Raw genomic sequence first — 17,793 nt, forward strand, 5'->3', positions numbered from 1 at the left:
GATTACTGGGGGGGGGGCTGGTTTTGTTATGCAGCCCACTGGGTTTTCTGCTTTATTTGCGAGATTCTTGTAGATGAAAAAAGTAACGTTTCTAATCAGCTCTCTCGCCGGAGGTGGTGCGGAAGGTGTTTGCGTGAATGTAGCGAATGGCTTGGCTGAGCAAGGCTTGCAGGTTGATTTGGTGGTGTTGCATTTAAATAATGCGGCTTATCACGACCGAGTATCCGATAAGGTGAACTTGGTGGTTTTGGGGGTGAACCATGCGCGTTATGCGGGCATGGCTTTGTTGAAATACATTCTTAAACAGAAGCCAAAAACTATTTTGGTGTTTAATTACGAACTCGCAGTAATGTTAGTGATGTTGCGGAGTATCTTTTATTTTAAGACAAGAATTATCGCCCGAAACATTAATACGCTTTCACAAAAACGCAATCAGGCACAAGGCTTTTGGAGAAAATATGTGGTAAAGCCGTTGATAGACGGTTTTTACTGCAAGGTGGATCATGTTATCAACCAGTGCCAAGCGATGCGTGAGGATTTGATTAGCTTGTATCCGCAGTTGGCGGAAAAATCGAGCGTGATTTATAACCCGGTTGCTAAACATATTGAAGACTATGCGAAAACGCATGATTTAAGTCAGGTCGAAAAGCAAGATTATTTATTGTGCGTTGGGCGATTGGAAAAGCAAAAAGCGTTTCATTATGCGATAGAAGGTTTTGCTGGGGTGGCAAATGAGTTTCCCAATCTGCGCCTTAAAATTGTTGGGCAGGGGAGTTTAGAGCAAGTCCTAAAACAATGTGCGGTCGATTTGGGTGTAGCTGATAGGGTGGATTTCGAAGGTTTTCAAAAAGACATGATTCCTTATTACCTACATGCAGAAGCAACGGTTTTAACCTCACTTTACGAAGGCTTTCCTAATGTGCTAGTTGAGTCAATTACGCTTGGCACCCCCGTTGTTGCGTTTGACTGTCAGAGCGGCCCGAGCGAGATTATTCATGATGGCGTGAATGGGTATTTAGTAAAGTATCTGGATATTGAGGATTTTAAAAATAAATTAGCAAAGCTTATTAATTCAAATTTTGATCCATTAGATGTCAGCGCTAGTGCAAGTAAGAACAGCGTTTTAGAAGTATCCAAAGCTTACGAAAAAATAATTAATTCAGTAGGTTGAGGTTTACTTTTGCTTCCAGATTACCTAAAAAATAACAATATAAACTCAGGTTACAAGCTTGGTATTTTACTTTTATCTTTTGTTTACGCCTTTGTTTTGGCAAATTATATTCCAATGGATGGCTCAATAAAGGATAGGCTAAATTATCTCGAGTATGCAGGGGTTTCTGAGGTAATAATCCTAAAATATCTTTCAGAGGGTTATCTTTCTTTATTTGTAAACGAACCCGTTTGGTTGTCAATCAATATCATTTTAAACCAGTTTCTTGAACCCGAAACAACACTAAAGTTTATTATATTTTTCACAGCCTTTGTCACAGCTTACTTGGTTTTAAGGGTTAATCCGAAGTACTTTGTTTTTTTACTTTTTATCTTAGTTTTTCCACAGGTGATAGTTAAGGCTGTAGTGCATATCAGGCAAGGTCTTGCAATAAGCATTTTTTTATTGGGTTGGTTCACGCTCTCTAAACCTTGGCGATGGTTGTTGTTTGCAATAACGCCCTTAATTCATGCAAGCTTTTTCTTTGTCTTACTTCTTTACGGTTTTACCTGGTTTTTGCAACAGTTAAAGTTTGCATTAGACTTGAGAACGATAGCAACTGTTTTGCTTGGATTAATGATTGGTTTAGGACTTGGGTTTATCACTTCACTTTTAGGTGCGCGACAAGCAGGGCAATATGAATTTAGCACAGCAGCAGTTAGTGGTTTAGGCTTTTTATTTTGGTTGGGCGTTTTTGTGTTTTATTGGTTGCAAGGCAGAAGCTTTGCAAAAGAAAACGCATTGGCAATGGCTGCTATTGCGTTCTATCTAGCAACATATTTCCTAATCGAAGTCACGGCACGAATCTTTGAGAGTATGGTCATTATTGTGTTGTTGGCGAGCTTAGGATTAACTTCATGGCGCAGAAAAATTTTTATAGCAACGATAACAGCTTTTGTTGGATTGTCTTGGTTGTTAAGGTTAAATCAGCCATGGCTTGGTTGGGGTGCAGGTTTTTAGATGAAAAAAATTATTCATATCATCACGGGTCTTAATGATGGTGGGGCGGAGGCCGTGTTATATCGCCTGTGTAGATACGATGAAAAAGCTGAACATATTGTTGTTTCTATGATGGATGTGGGTAAATACGGAGGTTTACTAAAAAAAGAGGGGATTGATGTTCACTGTTTAAATCTATCGGCCGGTAAAGTTACATTCGCTGCTCTGTGGAAGCTGTATAGGCTGATTCGTTTGCTTAAGCCTGATGTGGTGCAAACTTGGATGTATCATGCGGATTTGATTGGTGGATTGGTTGCAAAACTTGCAGGCGTAAAAAAAGTTTTTTGGAATGTTCGGCAAACCTCTTTAGAGCCAGGTAAATCAAAACGCTCAACTATATTGATTGCAAAACTTTGTGCAAAGCTTTCGGGCTATATTCCGGAGCAAATTATTTACTGTGCGCATGAGGCACAAGCGATTCACGAAAATTTAGGATACAAAAAGGGTAAAGCTAAAGTTATCGGCAATGGGTATGATTTAGGATTGTTTGATCAGAATGCTCAATTTCGAGAGATGATTCGTAATGAGTTTAGCATCGCAACGAAAGAAGTTTTACTGGGTATGGTTGGGCGTTACGATCCGCAAAAAGATCATTCAAATTTGATTTCTGCTTTAGGTATCGTTAATCAAAAGGGTTTTGAGTTTAAACTGCTTTTAATTGGAAAACAGTTAGATGATAGTAATGACGAGTTGCTAGAACAAATCAAGAGTGAAAGTCTGTCTGATAATATTCGTCTTTTAGGGCAAAGAACCGATATTCCTTCTGTCATGAATGCCCTTGATATTCATGTATTGTCCTCTTCTTTTGGTGAAGGCTTTCCTAATGTGTTAGCGGAAGCCATGGCGTGTGGAGCGCCTTGTGTCACAACGGATGTCGGTGATGCGGCTTTGATTGTGGGTGAAACAGGTTGGGTTGTGCCACCTAAAGACCAACAGGCTTTGGCGAATGCCATTATGCAAGCGATTCAAGAAAAACAAGAAAATCACCAGGCCTGGCTAAATCGTCAAAAAGAATGCCGTGCACGAATAGTAGATAATTTTAGTATTGAAAAGATGATAGAGGGCTATCATCGTGTGTGGTCTGAAAAGTGAAAATTTGCCTTATTTCCCAAAATGCTTCACCAGGCCTGGTGATTTTCCGAAAGGATTTTATTGAGTATTTGGTTTCTCAAGGGCATGAGGTTTATGCGTTTGCGATTGATTTTTCGGATGAAGCTCGTGAAAAGGTTAAAGCACTTGGTGCAATTCCCGTTGATTATCATCTGAATAAAACCGGCTTAAATCCTTTTAAGGATTTGCGTGATACTTGGCGTTTGTCTAAACAGTTAAAAGTTATTCAAGCGGATGTGGTATTTAGTTTTTTGTTAAACCTTCGGTTTACGGAACTCTCGCAGGAAGGCTTGCAGGTGTTCCTCGCCGGATCGCAATGTTGGAAGGGCTTGGTTATATTCATACGCCTGCCCAAAATGGTTTTTCATTTAAAAAACGCATTTTGCAATTGGCGCATGGTTTGTTGTGTTCAGTGGGCTATGCGTTTGCTGATAAGGTGCTATTTCTCAATCCTGATGATCCAAAAGATTTGTCCTCAAAATCTCTGCTCTCGAAAAACAAGCTTCATGTTTTAGGGCCGATTGGTTTGGACTTGACCGCCTATCCTTACCGACCGGTTGATTTAGAAAAGCCGATTCGTTTTATTTTCATTGCACGGTTATTAGCTGAAAAAGGGATTTTTGAATATTTAGATGCTGCCCGTCTAGTTAAAGCCATTCATCCCAATGCCGAGTTCGTGGTGTTGGGAGGACTTGATCCAGATAATCCTGCCGCTTTGTCAAAACATCAATTGGATGAAGTGATTGCTGAAAATATTATTATCTATCCTGGTCATGTGTCTAATGTAAGTGATTGGATAGCAGATTCACATGTGTTTGTTTTGCCGTCTTTTTATCGAGAGGGGGTTCCCCGTTCTACGCAAGAAGCGATGGCGATTGGTCGGGCAGTGATTACCACCGATGTTCCGGGCTGTCGTGAAACAGTGGTTGATGGTAAAAATGGTTTTATAGTGCCACCGTTTGATGCGAATGCCTTGGCAGATAAAATGATTTATCTTATCGAGCATCCACAAGAAATTGAGCGCATGGGCAATGCTAGTCATGGTATGGCGGTTGAACGGTATGATGTGCATAAAATTAATCCAATCCTTGCTGAAATATTATTAGAGAAATAAATCATGACCGAAACTTTAAAACAAAAATACCTGGTTACCGGCGCCGCTGGGTTTATCGGCATGTACACCACGATTCGCTTGTTGGAAGCAGGCTATGAAGTGGTGGGTTTGGGGATTCCCGCCTGCGCGGGAATGACGGTTTAAAGTCGGGAATTGCTAGTTGATTGGAGATTGCCACGTCGCTGCGCTCCTCGCAATGACAATTTAACGTCGCATTTGGCGGATCGTGAGGGCATAGCGGCGTTGTTTAAAGCCGAGCAGTTTACGCGTGTGATTCATTTGGCTGCACAAGCGGGCGTGCGTTATTCGATTGAAAATCCGTTTGCTTATGTCGATAGCAATTTGATCGGCATGATGACTATTTTGGAAGGTTGTCGGCACAATAATGTTGAGCATTTGGTGTATGCCTCGTCCAGTTCGGTGTATGGCATGAATGCCAAGATTCCGTTTAGTGAAGACGATCAAGTGGATCAGCCGGTGTCGCTTTATGCGGCTACCAAAAAATCCAATGAGTTGATGGCGCACAGCTATGCCAAGCTCTACAAAATCCCCGTGACAGGGCTGCGTTTTTTTACTGTTTATGGCCCTGCGGGTCGCCCGGATATGGCGCCTTGGTTGTTTACTGAAGCGATTATCAATGACCAGCCGATTAAGGTGTTTAACCACGGCAAAATGCTGCGCGACTTTACTTATGTAGATGATATAGTGGAAGGTGTGATTCGCATTCAAGACCAACTGCCGGCCGGTGAAATACCTTATAACCTGTTTAATATCGGCAATAACGAACCGATTGAACTGGCGCGTTTTATTGCCGCGATTGAGGCCGCCACCGGTAAAACCGCGCAAAAAATCATGCTGGATATGCAACCCGGAGATGTCGAGCGCACCTATGCGGACACCGCCCGCCTAGAAACCGCTGTGGGCTACAAACCCCAAACAGAAATCGAAGACGGCATTGCCAAGTTTGTGGCGTGGTATAAAGAATATCGTGGGGTTTAATGTTTGAGTTTTCGAAATAAGCCTAGCATGAAGATTTTTGAGTTTTTTAAGGATGATGGTATATGGCTGAACAAGATATTCGCTGGCTACAGCGTTTTGAAAATTATCTGAAAGCACTCGGACAGTTGCAGTCTGCCTTGTCGATCTATGATGCGTCAGCGGATGCGCTGATTAAAGAGGGGATTTTGCAACGTTTTGAGTTTACGCATGAGCTTGCTTGGAAGGTGATGAAGGACTATTTGCAATACGAAGGGCATCAAGGGATTACGGGTTCACGCTCGGCAAGTCGATTGGCTTTTAATCTGGGTTTGATAACGGAGGGTCAGGTTTGGATGGATATGATTGAAAGCCGAAATAGAACGGTTCATACCTATGATGAGAACATTTTGGAGCAAGAGTTTGCAAAAGTTCAAGAGCGTTATGCCAGCGCATTTTTACAGTTTGCGCAAACTATGCAGGGTTTTAAATAATGTTTGGGTTGCCTGACTATTAAGCGACAATTACCTTGGCCGGTTTAGCGACAATTATCTTGGCCGGTTGATCTGATAAAGTTCGGCACAGCAGAACGGAGGAATTCACTGTGCCGGGAATAAGAATCTCAGATCAACAGGTCACAATTTATATGAAAAGTAGAAAGCATAATAGCCAAGTTATCGCGGCGGCCAAAGCCGGTATTTCAGAGCGAACAGCTAGGCGAATTGATAAACAAAACGAACAAAAAACGGCCAATCAACGCCAATGGCGAACCCGCAAAGATCCGCTTGATTCTATTTGGGACAGCATCGTTGTTCCTATGCTTCAAGTCGATGAATCGATTACACCGGTTGGTCTGTTCGATCACCTTTGCGAGTTTCACACCGATAAATTTAAGCCGAGTTCACGGCGAACACTTGAGCGACGCATTCATAAATGGCGAGCGTTTCATGGCGCGGGGAGAGAGGTGATATTCATCCAGACCCATGAATACGGAGTATTGGGGATCTGTGATTTCACGCACGTTCAGTCGCCTGTTACGATTGCAGGTGAGCCGCTAAAACACATGCTATTTCATTACCGTATGCCCGCCAGTGGCTGGGCTTATGCGCAAGTGATTTACGGCGGTGAAAGCTTCGCCGCCTTCTCGGATGGTTTGCAAAAGGCTTTTAAGACCGCAGGTGGCGTTCCTAAGGTCGTTCGAACGGACAGTCTCAGTGCCGCTTATCGGAACCACTCAAATGATGACGATTTAACCGAGCGCTTCAGCGAGCTTGTTACCCATTATGGGTTTAAAGCCACACGCAACAATCGCGGGATCGCTCATGAGAACGGCGCGATTGAGAGCCCTCATGGACACCTCAAATCACAGATCGAGCAAGCCTTGAAAATCCGAGGCCATTACGACTTTAAAAATCGTGAGGCCTATGAAACCTTTATAACAGACATTGTTGCTCGGCGTAATCGCCGCATCAGTGATAAATATTTACTTGAGCAGCGACAATTACAAGCATTACCACGGGTCATGAGCGTCAATTACACCGAGCATTACCTGAGCGTATCGCGCACGAGCACCATCGCACTAAAGCGGGTGACCTATAGCGTGCCTTCACGACTGATCGGTAGCCGATTATTGGTTCGCCTCTACGACAACCGATTAGAATTATTTTATAGCACGGATTTGATTCAAACACTTGAGCGGGTTTACGCAGTTAAGGGAGAACGCGCACGTCATATTAACTATGTACATGTCATTGACGCACTGGTTAAAAAGCCTATGGCATTCCGTCACTCACAGTTGCGTGACGACTTACTGCCGGACGACAATTACAAGGCCATCTGGCAATACGTTGATGAGAACCTTTTGGCGGATAAAGCCAGCTATTACATGGTAAAACTGCTGCATTTAGCCAAACAAAGTGGTTGTGAGCGTCAATTAGGGCGTTTTGTGGCCGCCGAAATCGCTCAGCGACAATTACCGGCCATCCGGGAGTGTGAAGCGCAGTTTTTGGTCATTGAACCGAACATCCTAAAGATGACGGTCAAACAACACAGCTTGAGCGCTTACAGCCGCATGATACCTGGAGGTCTACATGGATAACCTAACCGCCTCATTGCCTTTAATGCTCAAGCAACTGAAGCTTGCAACCATGGTTGGACAGTGGGACGCACTTGGCCAAAAAGCGGTAAAAGAACAGTGGAGCCCACAGCAATACTTATCTGAGCTTTGTCATATCGAACTGGCGACACGTGAGGATAAGCGCCTACAGCGCCTTTTAAAAGACGCTAAGTTACCGATGAGTAAAAACCTTGGCAACTTCGACTTCAGTCTTGTTGAGGGCGTCAACAAGCCGCTTGTTGCCCAGTTCATTGAGCAAACCTATTGGTTGAAGCTTGGCGCGAACATTTTGTTGTTCGGGGCCAGTGGCCTTGGGAAAACCCATATCGCCAGCAGCATTGGTTATGGCCTGATCGAGCAAGGTTATAAAGTGAAGTTTATGGCCGCCTCAGCCATTGTTCAACAACTCCAACAAGCCAAGCAGCACTTACGTTTGCAGGACGAGCTTCTGAAGCTCGATAAATACCCATTACTGATTGTTGATGACGTGGGTTATGTTCGCAAAACCGAACAAGAAACCAGTGTCCTCTTTGAGCTCATTGCGCATCGCTATGAGCGACACAGCCTGATCATGACATCGAATAAATCGTTCGAACAATGGGATGAACTTTTTGATGATTCAACGATGACCATCGCAGCCATCGACCGACTGGTTCATCATGCAACGATTATTCATTGTGAAGGTGAAAGCTACCGACGCAAAATAGCCATGAGTAACGGTAAATAAAATTCGGTATCAACCGGCCAAGATAATTGACGCTAGACCGGACAAAGTAATTGACGCTGTATAGCCTGACGATACATTAACTTCCATGCAGCAGGTATTTCATTGCTATCCTCAAGTTGAAAAGGTCATTATTTATGGTTCGCGTGCCAAAGGTAATTTTCGTATCGGATCGGATATTGACTTGACTTTGTTAGGCGAAAATCTCAATGGCTCAGTATTAAGTCATATTTTGGTTGATTTGGATGATTTAAATACGCCTTATATGTTGGATGTGTCTTTATTTAAGGATATTGGTTCGAAAGATTTGTTGGACCACATTGCGCGAATGGGAAAGGTGTTTTATTCAAGAGAAATTGCTTGAGGAGTCGCTAAAAGTTTTAGTAACGGTTGTTGATGGCTTTATCGGCAATAGCAAGCCGATTGAACTGTCGCGTTTTATTACAGCAATTGAAGCCGCAACGGACAAACAAACGCAAAAAATCATGCTGGATATGAAACCAACCCGGCGATGTTGAACGCATCGATGCCGACACCGTCCGCCTAGAAGCTTTGTTCGGCTAGAAACCGCAAACCGTAATCGAAGATGGTGTTGCCAAGTTTGTGTAATGGTATAAAGTCTATCGTGGGATTTAAGGCCACTGTCATTGCGAGGGCATAAGACAGTGGCAATCCATGCTTGAGGTTGTGCGAGATTTGTGATGGGTTGTTTTGCTGGTTGTGCATACTGAAGTCGATGAAAATTTAATTCGAATCATCTGTGCAAGATTGGCAACCAAAGCGGAGAAAAACAAATATGAACAATACAGGTAATGTTATGAAAGATGAGTACGATTCAGCATTATTTGATAATGCTGAAGTTGGAAAGTATGCTGAGCGTTTGCGTCAAGCTTCTAATGTAGTGGTGGTTGAGCCGGATATTGCAGCTGCTTTTCCAAATAATGCAGCAGTCAATAATGCGCTACGTGAATTATTAAAATTAGTACAACAGGTCAACTTGCCAAAGTCTGTTTAATACAGCAAATGTTGCGCGATTTTACCTGTCTGGACGATATTTTAGAAGGCACCTAGGCCAATACTGCTGTCTAGCTGCCGCCGTGGTTTATAAACCTAGTAAACCCAGAAATTGAAAATGGCATTGCCAAATTTGTGGAATGTTATAAACGCTATCGCAGTGTTTAAGACTGCTGACATTGCGAGGTGGATTATCCCGCGTCAATCCATTTAAAGGGTTTGAAATTAAGAAGGTACAGAATGATTTTAGTGACAGGCGGTGCAGGTTATATCGGTTCGCATACATGTATTGAATTGCTCCAAGCAGGATTTGAATTAGTTGTTTTAGATAATCTATCTAACTCCTCAATTGAGTCTTTAAAGCGCGTTAAGCATATCACTGGGCGTGAAATTGAGTTCATCGAGGGTGATGTTTGCGATCGTGTTTTGTTGCGCTCAATTTTTACGCGATTTTCAGTTGATGCAGTGATTCATTTTGCGGGTCTTAAGGCGGTGGGTGAGTCGGTGGCTTTGCCGTTAAAGTATTACGACAATAATGTCTCTGGAAGTGTTGCTTTGTTTGAAGTGATGGCGGAGTTTGACTGTAAACACTTGGTGTTTAGTTCGTCTGCAACCGTGTATGGCGACCCTGCGAGTGTGCCCATTAAAGAGGATTTTCCGCTATCGACCACCAACCCTTATGGGGCTTCGAAATTGATGGTGGAAAATATTCTACGCGATGTGTTTAAGAGTGATCCAGACTGGTCAATTGCTTTATTGCGCTATTTTAACCCTGTGGGTGCGCATGAGTCTGGCTTGATTGGCGAGGACCCCAATGGCATACCGAATAATTTAATGCCGTTTGTGTCGCAAGTGGCGGTGGGGCAGCGTGAATGCTTAAATGTGTTTGGTGACGATTACGATACGCTTGATGGCACCGGTGTGCGTGATTATATTCATGTGGTGGATTTGGCCAAAGGGCATGTGGCGGCGTTACGGAAATTAATGCAATCACCAGGCCTGGTGACATTAAATTTAGGCACAGGACGTGGGTATTCGGTATTGGAAATGGTGCGTGCCTTTGAGCAAGCCTCGGATAAACAAGTGGCCTATGAGATTGTTGCTCGCAGACCTGGGGATGTGGCGCAATGTTATGCCGACCCAAGCATTGCGTTTGAAGTGCTGGGCTGGAAAGCAGAGTTGGGCATAGAGCGGATGTGTGAAGACGCCTGGCGCTGGCAATCGAAGAATCCGAATGGGTATGGTGAGGGGTGAAGTGTCATTGCGAGGAGCGAAGCGACGTGGCAATCCATGGTGAGGATGTACGGGTTTTTGAGATGGATCGCCACGCTTCGCTCGCGATGAAGGCCGATTGATTTTAGGGCGTTATTTTCGGTAATATAAGGTTTGGTTAAGTTTTTGTGAGGGTTTGAGTATGTATGCTGTAGAGTTTGAAACGGACATTAAAAGTAAATACATTGAAATTAAGGACTATAGCAAGATTCTTAATAAGCATGCCAAGGTTATCGTCTTAGTTGAGGATTCGGAGATGCATGCTGTTGCGACTAATCAAAATGACTTTATTGCCACTTTATTGAGTCAACCTAGGCATATAACGCAAGGTTCTTCTTTTTGAGCCGAGAGCAAGCTAACAGGGTGAAGGGGTCAGGTCTTACATTACGACATTCAGTTAGTGAAGCCTAGATCTGCTGGTTGTGGAAGAATGCCTGCAAGGCAATCCATGGCTTTTCTCTTTACTTATTCTTTTTATTACTGTTAGTGAAACTATATGTCTATTTATTTCTATAAAGTGAAAGTATAGATTCACTTTGTCGAAATGTGAGTGTATTATTAGATGTTATGTTGGCGACGAAATAAGGTTGTTTGTAATGGCTATAAAAAGAACGGCTACGCTGTTTCCAAAACAAGAAAAGTTCATGAAGCAGTTAGGCGAAAATATACATCTAGCAATTAAACGCAGAAAGTTAACGCAAACTCAAATATCTGAAAGAACAGGGCTGTCAAAACCTACCCTTAGAAAAATTGAAAGAGGGGAAGGGTCTGTCTCTATAGGTCATTATATATTGGTTTTATCTGTTTTAGGGCTTGCTGAAGATATGGCTAAGGTTGCACAAGATGATGAGCTAGGGCGGAAGTTGCAAGATATAAAGTTGTTGAAGAGCCGCACATTATGAGTAGAGAAATCTATGTATACGCTCATTGGCAGGGAATGGATGCCCAAAAAGTGGGTGTGTTACGCGTTGATCAAGTGAGAGGGAGTGAGCATTTTAGCTTTACTTATGAAACAACGTGGTTAGTATCCAAATATGCTCAGCAAATTGACCCAGATTTAGGTTTATTTCAAGGTGAACAGCATAGTAACAATGACCGTAATTTCAGAGTATTTTTAGACTCTTGTCCAGATCGCTGGGGACGCCTGATTATGACGCGTCGTGAAGCGGTTTTAGCGAAGCAAGAGAACAGACGGCCGAGAAAGTTGACTGAAACCGATTACTTGATGGGGGTTCATGATACGCATCGCATGGGGGCTCTTCGTTTTAAACTCGAAGAGGACGGTCTATTTCTTGATGATAATACACATCTAGCGACTCCTCCTATTTCTTCATTGAGAGAGCTGGAACTGGCCGCCTCGGAAATAGAAGAGTCTGGAAAAGTAAACGATGCAGACTATTTGAAATGGTTAAGTATGCTTGTTTCTCCGGGTTCGTCATTAGGTGGTGCACGCCCTAAGGCCAGCGTAGTAGATGAAAGTGGTAATTTTTGGATAGCAAAGTTTCCTAGTCGATACGATGATTATGATATAGCCGCTTGGGAGATGGTTGCTTATCGATTGGCTTGCGTGGCGGGTATCGATATATCTCCTTGTATGATTGAACAATATAACAACCATCAGCATACATTTTTAACTAAGCGTTTTGACAGGGTAGATGGTGAGCGTCTACATTTTGCTTCGGCAATGACACTATTGGGGTATTACGACGGAGATGAGGGTGCAAGTTATTTGGAATTAGCTGAGTTTTTAAGTGAAAATGGCGCTAATACTAAAAGAGACTTAGCGCAATTATGGCGAAGAATTGTATTTAATATTGCAATATCAAATACTGATGACCATCTTAGAAATCATGGTTTTATCCATACGAGTAGGGGATGGTTGTTATCTCCTGCTTATGATCTTAATCCAGTGCCCGATAGTTCGGGTTTACATCTTAATATTGATGAGATGGATAATCGATTGGATTTTAACCTCGCTTTTTCAGTCATTGACTATTTTCAACTTAGTCAGGTAGAAGCAGAGGGTATCTATCGAGAAGTGATTGAGTCTGTTAATCAGTGGGAAAAAATCGCTGATGGATTAAAAATAAATCCACAAATGCGTGAATTGATGGCACCGGCATTTTCAGCGACAAGGCTGTAAAACCAGGCTGTGATTATGGGTAAAGGGGTCAGGGAAAAAGGGTCAGGTCTTACATTACGACATTTAGCCTAGTCTCAAAATGTACTTGCCGTTAGGCAATAAGCAATACGATGGTTTTGGGTTGGTCAAGTATTGCTGTGCTTTGGTTGTTAGCCGTCATAAGTAGCATTCGTAACGCAAAAGGGTTGGGTTTATATGTCAAGACCATTAAGAATTGAGTTTTCGGGTGCTGTGTACCATGTGACTTCTAGAGGAGATCGGCGAGAAGATGTTTATTTAGATGATGGCGATCGCCAATTGTGGCTTGATACGTTGGGAGAGGCTTGTGATCGGTTTGGTTGGATAATTCATAGTTACTGTCTAATGACAAACCATTATCATCTTTTGGTTGAAACGCCGAATGGCAATCTTTCAAGGGGGATGCGTCATTTAAACGGTGTTTATACTCAACGATTTAATCGCAAACACAATCTGTCGGGTCATTTGTACCAGGGGCGCTTTAAAGCAATTTTGGTTCAAGCGGATGCGTATTTATTGGAGTTGTCGCGCTATATTGTGTTGAACCCGATACGGGCCAATATGATAACTGACTTAAGCGCTTGGGAGTGGAGTAGCTACCCTGGCATGGTTGGATTGGTCGTGGCGCAAGATTGGCTGGCAAGAAAACCGCTTCTGCTGCAGTTTGATAGCAACCTGAAGCAGGCTGTAGCAAAATACACCTCTTTTATCAAAGAGGGGGTTAATAAGCCTTCGCTGTTGGGCCATGACTATCAGCATTCTATTTTAGGTGATGAGCAATTTATTGAAAATATTCGTGCGCAATATGCGGATATTCAGGACAAAGAAGTAACCAGCCAGCGGCAAATACGACGGCCGTTAAATGAATATGCTGATTGTTGTCAGTCGAAAAGTGAAGCGATGGCAACCGCTTACCTTGCTGGGCACTATACGATGAAGGAAATTGGCGATTACTTTGGTGTGCATTATGTGACGGTTAGCCGAGCGGTCAAGCTGTATGAATGTAAGACCTGACCCCTTTTGTGCTATGCTAGATGCCGAGCGTTTTTTGATTGATGCTCGTGTGCTGGATATATGGTCGCGTGATTACTTTGTGCAGTTGGCACAGCGTATTAAGTTTTTAGAGAAACTAAGGTTTTAATGAAGTCACAAGGGATAACAAATGAACGTATTTTTAACCGGTGCAACCGGCTTTGTGGGTTTGGCGTTATTAAACCGGTTTGTTGCCGATGGTTGTGCTGTTACCGCTTTGGTGCGCAATGCGTCGGTTGAGTTACCGGATGGCGTTAAGCAGGTGGTTGGGGATTTGGGTGATTTGTCTGGTTTGCAGATTGCGGGTCAAGCCTGCAATGACACGTTGTTAGCTGACCTATCTGGTTGTGACGTGGTGGTGCACGCCGCCGCTCGGGCGCATATTATGCGCGACGAGGTGAATGATCCATTGGCCGAGTATCGCAAGGTTAATTGCGATGCGACTTTGGCGTTGGCACGTTTGGCGGCGCAGGCTGGGGTTAGGCGGTTTGTGTTTGTGAGTTCGATTGGAGTTAATGGCAAACAAAATACTCGACCGTTTACTGAAAATGACGTGCCAGATCCGCATGATGCTTATTCTTTGTCCAAATACGAGGCCGAGCAAGGATTACTGCAGATTGCCAAAGAGATCGACATGGAAGTAGTGATTATTCGCCCACCTTTGGTTTACGGGGCGAATGCGCCAGGTAACTTTGGTAGTTTAGTAAAATGGGTGCGCAAGGGCGTACCTTTGCCTTTGGGTGCCGTGCACAATCAGCGTTCGTTGGTGGCGTTAGAAAATTTGGTCGATTTTATCGCCTTGTGTGCAGACAGCGCACGTTCACCCAAAGCGGCGAATGAAGTGTTTTTAATTGCCGATGGAGTAGATGTGTCCACTTCAGATTTGTTGCGCAAGGTGGCGAAGGCGTGTGGGGTTAAATCGCGGCTATTGCCAGTTCCGGTTGGGGTTATGTCGTTTGCAGCCGGTTTATTGGGTAAGCGGGCGGTAGCCGACCGATTGTTTGGCAATTTGCAAGTAGACAGCTCAAAAGCACAAAACTTGTTAGGCTGGAAGCCGGTGGTGACGATGGATGAACAATTAGAAAAAATAGCGAAGGAATATAATTCTTGATTTTGCACCTCAAGAGCACTTCCTGCGGGACGAATTTGGCTTGCTAGTTTTCACGAATCCGTTATGTTCATGATTCATGAAAACTTAGGGTTTGTGAAAATGATTGAGCAAAGCATGTACGATACACAGTCTATTTTACCAAAATCTTGGCGTACAAATTTTATAGAAAAGTCTGGTTCATTACACCTGGAGTTAGTGGTGAATTCAGAACTCTTTGAGTTAGAACTGATTGAAAGAAATGTTCATAGAAAAGAGAGTCTTGAAGCTTTTAAGCATTATGGACTAGGGATAAGGGTGCGGTTTTTTGGGGCGTTTTGCGACCAACCCTAAGGTTTTCATGAGCCGTGAGGTTTTAAATACGCCCATAGCAAAGCCTTCTTTTCTCAAGGCGTTGGATAATCGGCGTTTGCCATAGGTATCAAAACTCTCATCAAACATTTTTTCGGCCATTTCATTCATCTTTTCTTGTTCAGGTGGCACTGCCGGTTGGTAGTAATAGCTTGAAACGGGTAACTCCAGGAGGTTACACAGTTTCTCTATACTGACGTTTGATTCGGCCTTGACCATTCGCTTAATCATTTCAAGTTTGGATTGTCGCGTATGAACAAGGCTGTGGCCTTTTTTAATAGTCGTATATCCTCTCTTGCCTCGGCGAGTTCTTGTTTGAGCTCATGTATGAGCCGTTTATCGGCATCCAAGGGGATTTTGCCTTCGATCATTTCACCGCGTTGTTCAGCGAGATATTGCTTTTTCCAGCGCGTGACTGCAGAGGCAGCCGCGCCTGAAATTTCCATAATTTGTTTGTTGGTGTAATTGGCTTGCACCATCAATCTGGCGTATTCGTGTTTTTGTTTGGGCGTTACATTAATGCGATCTTTTCTGCTGTTATCGGTCATGATCCATATCCTATAGTTGAGGTAATTATAGGCTATGAAACCCTACAGGTTTATTAGACCATTACAACTTTTCAGGTCGTTCAACCTTGAGTGTTAAGCAGGATTTTTATGCCAAAATACTGTCTCATAATCTGATGATAATGCTCGGTTGGTTAGCGCAACAAAATATTGATGCAACCACTCAACATCGAAAGCACATTTATCAAGTTAATCTGGCTTATACGGCATCCAAGCTTAAAAATCGATTGATAGTGCTGATTGAAATGGCTCAAGGCTCATCGAAACAATGGTACCTTAGTCTGGAGAACTTGGTGATGCGAATAAGTCTTGCACCAGAAGCGATTAGAGAGGGACGAAGTTTTAAGCGTAAATTAAAGAATATCAAAAATGACATTCATTATGTTTGCTATAAAAATTAATTATAAACAATGGGTTATGTCTTAACTTAATGGCATTGGGGTCAGAGTAAAATTAAATAACGTTACTCTAACCCCAATTATTTCGTTTAAAACCAATTCAGCATCTAAAAACAGTTCAAAACAAAACAACCAGGCCTGGCAACTAAAGTTCTAGAAAAAAAGGGGACGCTAACCTGTCCCCTTTACCTTTCCATTAGTTCTCCCCAAAAAGCTTTTAGACGATTACGAAACCCGGCTTTACGCCAAGGTTTGCATGACGCGTTTGGCGGCGGCTATGGTGTTTTCGATGTCGGCGTCGCTGTGTTGTATTGAGATAAAACCGGCCTCGTAGGCGGAGGGTGCTAGGTAGATGCCTTGGTTTAACATGCCGTGGTAAAAGGCTTTAAAGCGTTCCATGTCACCTTGTGTGACTTGGGCAAAGCGGCGAATGTTTTTCTCAGTGGTAAAGAAAAACCCAAACATGCCGCCGACTTGATTGGTGGTAAACGGAATGTTAAGTTCGTCTGCCGCGGCCTGAAATCCGGCCATTAAGGCATGGGCTTTTTGGTCGAGTCGTTCAAAAAAGCCGTCTTCCTGAATTAAACTTAGGGTTTTTAATCCCGCCGCCATCGCGAGTGGGTTGCCTGATAACGTGCCGGCTTGGTAAACCGGTCCTAGCGGGGCGATGTGTTGCATAATGGCGCGTTTGCCGCCAAACGCTCCCACGGGCATGCCGCCACCGATTACTTTGCCGTAGGTGGTTAGGTCGGGTTGCACGTTGTAGAGGCCTTGCGCACCTTGCAAACCTACTCTAAATCCGCACATAACTTCGTCAAAAATAAGCACCGTACCGTGTTGATCACATACTTCGCGTAGGGTTTCTAAAAAGCCTTCTTCGGGCGGAATGCAGTTCATGTTGCCGGCCACGGGCTCGACAATAATGCAGGCAATTTGGTCGCCCATTTTGGCAAACAGCTCACGAACTTCGTTGGCGTCGTTGTGGGTTAGGGTTAGGGTGAGCTGGGCTAACGCTTCGGGTACGCCGGGTGACGAGGGCACGCCCAAGGTTAACGCGCCCGAGCCGGCTTTGACCAATAAAGAATCGGAGTGGCCGTGGTAGCAACCTTCAAATTTAACAATAATATCGCGCCCCGTGTAACCGCGTGCTAAACGAATTGCGGTCATGGTGGCTTCGGTGCCCGAGCTGGTCATACGCACCATGTTCATAGAGGGAATTAAATCGCATACTACGTCGGCCATGGTGGTTTCGATTTCAGTGGGTGCGCCAAAGGTTAAGCCTTTTTCGGCTTGCATTTGCACCGCTTTAACCACGTCTGGATGGGCGTGACCTAGGATAGCTGGCCCCCATGAGCCTACGTAATCAATGTATTGTTTGTCGTCGGCATCGGTTAAATACGCGCCTTTGGCCGATTTAAAAAACACCGGATCGCCGCCCACGCCTTTAAAGGCTCTAACGGGCGAGTTTACGCCACCTGGAATGTGTTTTTGGGCGGCTGCAAATAGATCGTGTGACTTGCTCATGTGGGTTCCTTGTGCGGATAACAAAAAATTGGGGTGATGCTCAGGGGCACCATTATACCGCCTGTGCCACTGGGTTAAAGACCAAATTGCACCCGATTGCTGGGCAATGCGGCTTAATG

The 17,793-nt window shown here is 43.8% G+C and carries 18 protein-coding genes and 1 pseudogene; 16 read left to right on the forward strand and 3 right to left on the reverse strand.

What is annotated here, in order from left to right:
• The first annotated feature begins 73 nt into the window (after nucleotides 1–73).
• The 15 genes and pseudogenes from EP181_RS04820 to EP181_RS04900 all read left to right on the forward strand — a co-directional run bounded on the left by EP181_RS04820 (nucleotide 74) and on the right by EP181_RS04900 (nucleotide 14,838).
• Nucleotides 74–1,171: a glycosyltransferase gene (locus tag EP181_RS04820; RefSeq protein WP_127470650.1), complete on the forward strand. Its 1,098-nt coding sequence runs from the start codon at nucleotides 74–76 to the stop codon at nucleotides 1,169–1,171.
• 9 nt (nucleotides 1,172–1,180) lie between these two features.
• Complete coding sequence (locus tag EP181_RS04825; RefSeq protein WP_127470651.1) at nucleotides 1,181–2,170, forward strand: EpsG family protein; 990 nt, start codon at nucleotides 1,181–1,183, stop codon at nucleotides 2,168–2,170.
• On the forward strand, nucleotides 2,171–3,301 hold the full coding sequence (locus tag EP181_RS04830; RefSeq protein WP_127470652.1) for a glycosyltransferase family 4 protein: 1,131 nt from the start codon (nucleotides 2,171–2,173) through the stop codon (nucleotides 3,299–3,301). It begins immediately after the preceding gene.
• A 334-nt stretch (nucleotides 3,302–3,635) separates the two neighbouring features.
• Complete coding sequence (locus EP181_RS04835; RefSeq protein WP_197723400.1) at nucleotides 3,636–4,433, forward strand: glycosyltransferase family 4 protein; 798 nt, start codon at nucleotides 3,636–3,638, stop codon at nucleotides 4,431–4,433.
• A gap of 3 nt (nucleotides 4,434–4,436) precedes the next feature.
• Nucleotides 4,437–5,432: pseudogene (locus tag EP181_RS04840) on the forward strand (NAD-dependent epimerase/dehydratase family protein).
• 62 nt (nucleotides 5,433–5,494) lie between these two features.
• A complete protein-coding gene (locus EP181_RS04845) occupies nucleotides 5,495–5,902 on the forward strand; it encodes a nucleotidyltransferase substrate binding protein (RefSeq protein ID WP_127470653.1) in 408 nt (135 codons plus the stop codon).
• A 110-nt stretch (nucleotides 5,903–6,012) separates the two neighbouring features.
• Nucleotides 6,013–7,506 carry an IS21 family transposase gene (gene istA / locus EP181_RS04850; protein ID WP_127470654.1) on the forward strand — a complete coding sequence of 498 codons (1,494 nt, stop codon included), beginning with the start codon at nucleotides 6,013–6,015 and terminating at the stop codon, nucleotides 7,504–7,506.
• A complete protein-coding gene (gene istB / locus EP181_RS04855; protein WP_127470655.1) occupies nucleotides 7,499–8,251 on the forward strand; it encodes an IS21-like element helper ATPase IstB in 753 nt (250 codons plus the stop codon). Before istA ends, istB begins: the two co-directional genes overlap by 8 nt.
• 85 nt (nucleotides 8,252–8,336) lie before the next feature.
• A complete protein-coding gene (locus tag EP181_RS04860) occupies nucleotides 8,337–8,612 on the forward strand; it encodes a nucleotidyltransferase domain-containing protein (protein ID WP_127470656.1) in 276 nt (91 codons plus the stop codon).
• 453 nt (nucleotides 8,613–9,065) lie between these two features.
• Nucleotides 9,066–9,263, forward strand: coding sequence for a hypothetical protein (locus EP181_RS04870; protein WP_232023527.1), 198 nt, complete (start codon nucleotides 9,066–9,068; stop codon nucleotides 9,261–9,263).
• 239 nt (nucleotides 9,264–9,502) lie between these two features.
• Nucleotides 9,503–10,516, forward strand: coding sequence for a UDP-glucose 4-epimerase GalE (galE, locus tag EP181_RS04875; RefSeq protein ID WP_127470659.1), 1,014 nt, complete (start codon nucleotides 9,503–9,505; stop codon nucleotides 10,514–10,516).
• 614 nt (nucleotides 10,517–11,130) lie between these two features.
• The gene (locus EP181_RS04885; RefSeq protein WP_127470660.1) at nucleotides 11,131–11,436 is read left to right on the forward strand and encodes a helix-turn-helix domain-containing protein; all 306 of its coding nucleotides are present in this window, start codon (nucleotides 11,131–11,133) and stop codon (nucleotides 11,434–11,436) included.
• Nucleotides 11,433–12,677, forward strand: coding sequence for a type II toxin-antitoxin system HipA family toxin (locus tag EP181_RS04890; RefSeq protein ID WP_127470661.1), 1,245 nt, complete (start codon nucleotides 11,433–11,435; stop codon nucleotides 12,675–12,677). Before EP181_RS04885 ends, EP181_RS04890 begins: the two co-directional genes overlap by 4 nt.
• Nucleotides 12,678–12,872: 195 nt before the next feature.
• On the forward strand, nucleotides 12,873–13,709 hold the full coding sequence (locus EP181_RS04895; RefSeq protein WP_127470662.1) for a transposase: 837 nt from the start codon (nucleotides 12,873–12,875) through the stop codon (nucleotides 13,707–13,709).
• Between the two features lie 148 nt (nucleotides 13,710–13,857).
• Nucleotides 13,858–14,838: an NAD-dependent epimerase/dehydratase family protein gene (locus EP181_RS04900; protein ID WP_127470663.1), complete on the forward strand. Its 981-nt coding sequence runs from the start codon at nucleotides 13,858–13,860 to the stop codon at nucleotides 14,836–14,838.
• A gap of 282 nt (nucleotides 14,839–15,120) precedes the next feature.
• Here the strand turns inward: EP181_RS04900 and EP181_RS04905 are convergent, their stop codons facing one another.
• Entirely contained in the window at nucleotides 15,121–15,405 is a 285-nt protein-coding gene (locus tag EP181_RS04905; protein ID WP_172959694.1) for an IS3 family transposase, read from the reverse strand.
• A gap of 8 nt (nucleotides 15,406–15,413) precedes the next feature.
• A complete protein-coding gene (locus EP181_RS04910) occupies nucleotides 15,414–15,734 on the reverse strand; it encodes a hypothetical protein (protein WP_127470665.1) in 321 nt (106 codons plus the stop codon).
• Between the two features lie 86 nt (nucleotides 15,735–15,820).
• Between EP181_RS04910 and EP181_RS04915 the strand changes: the two genes are divergently transcribed.
• Nucleotides 15,821–16,153, forward strand: coding sequence for a hypothetical protein (locus tag EP181_RS04915; protein WP_127470666.1), 333 nt, complete (start codon nucleotides 15,821–15,823; stop codon nucleotides 16,151–16,153).
• Nucleotides 16,154–16,390: 237 nt separating this feature from the next.
• On the opposite strand, the gene hemL is transcribed toward EP181_RS04915, so the two are convergent.
• Nucleotides 16,391–17,674, reverse strand: coding sequence for a glutamate-1-semialdehyde 2,1-aminomutase (gene hemL / locus EP181_RS04920; RefSeq protein WP_127470667.1), 1,284 nt, complete (start codon nucleotides 17,672–17,674; stop codon nucleotides 16,391–16,393).
• Nucleotides 17,675–17,793 lie beyond the last annotated feature (119 nt).

It is taken from the genome of Thiomicrorhabdus aquaedulcis, from assembly GCF_004001325.1.
Lineage (GTDB): Bacteria > Pseudomonadota > Gammaproteobacteria > Thiomicrospirales > Thiomicrospiraceae > Thiomicrorhabdus > Thiomicrorhabdus aquaedulcis.

Excerpts from the sequence above, each read along its gene's own strand:
- EP181_RS04820 (WP_127470650.1), top strand. The coding sequence starts at position 74 with ATGAAAAAAGTAACGTTTCTAATCAGCTCTCTCGCCGGAGGTGGTGCG.
- EP181_RS04830 (WP_127470652.1), top strand. The coding sequence starts at position 2,171 with ATGAAAAAAATTATTCATATCATCACGGGTCTTAATGATGGTGGGGCG.
- EP181_RS04835 (WP_197723400.1), top strand. The coding sequence starts at position 3,636 with ATGTTGGAAGGGCTTGGTTATATTCATACGCCTGCCCAAAATGGTTTT.
- EP181_RS04845 (WP_127470653.1), top strand. The coding sequence starts at position 5,495 with ATGGCTGAACAAGATATTCGCTGGCTACAGCGTTTTGAAAATTATCTG.
- istB (WP_127470655.1), top strand. The coding sequence starts at position 7,499 with ATGGATAACCTAACCGCCTCATTGCCTTTAATGCTCAAGCAACTGAAG.
- EP181_RS04860 (WP_127470656.1), top strand. The coding sequence starts at position 8,337 with ATGCAGCAGGTATTTCATTGCTATCCTCAAGTTGAAAAGGTCATTATT.
- EP181_RS04870 (WP_232023527.1), top strand. The coding sequence starts at position 9,066 with ATGAAAGATGAGTACGATTCAGCATTATTTGATAATGCTGAAGTTGGA.
- galE (WP_127470659.1), top strand. The coding sequence starts at position 9,503 with ATGATTTTAGTGACAGGCGGTGCAGGTTATATCGGTTCGCATACATGT.
- EP181_RS04885 (WP_127470660.1), top strand. The coding sequence starts at position 11,131 with ATGGCTATAAAAAGAACGGCTACGCTGTTTCCAAAACAAGAAAAGTTC.
- EP181_RS04890 (WP_127470661.1), top strand. The coding sequence starts at position 11,433 with ATGAGTAGAGAAATCTATGTATACGCTCATTGGCAGGGAATGGATGCC.
- EP181_RS04895 (WP_127470662.1), top strand. The coding sequence starts at position 12,873 with ATGTCAAGACCATTAAGAATTGAGTTTTCGGGTGCTGTGTACCATGTG.
- EP181_RS04900 (WP_127470663.1), top strand. The coding sequence starts at position 13,858 with ATGAACGTATTTTTAACCGGTGCAACCGGCTTTGTGGGTTTGGCGTTA.
- EP181_RS04905 (WP_172959694.1), bottom strand. The coding sequence starts at position 15,405 with ATGGTCAAGGCCGAATCAAACGTCAGTATAGAGAAACTGTGTAACCTC.
- EP181_RS04910 (WP_127470665.1), bottom strand. The coding sequence starts at position 15,734 with ATGACCGATAACAGCAGAAAAGATCGCATTAATGTAACGCCCAAACAA.
- hemL (WP_127470667.1), bottom strand. The coding sequence starts at position 17,674 with ATGAGCAAGTCACACGATCTATTTGCAGCCGCCCAAAAACACATTCCA.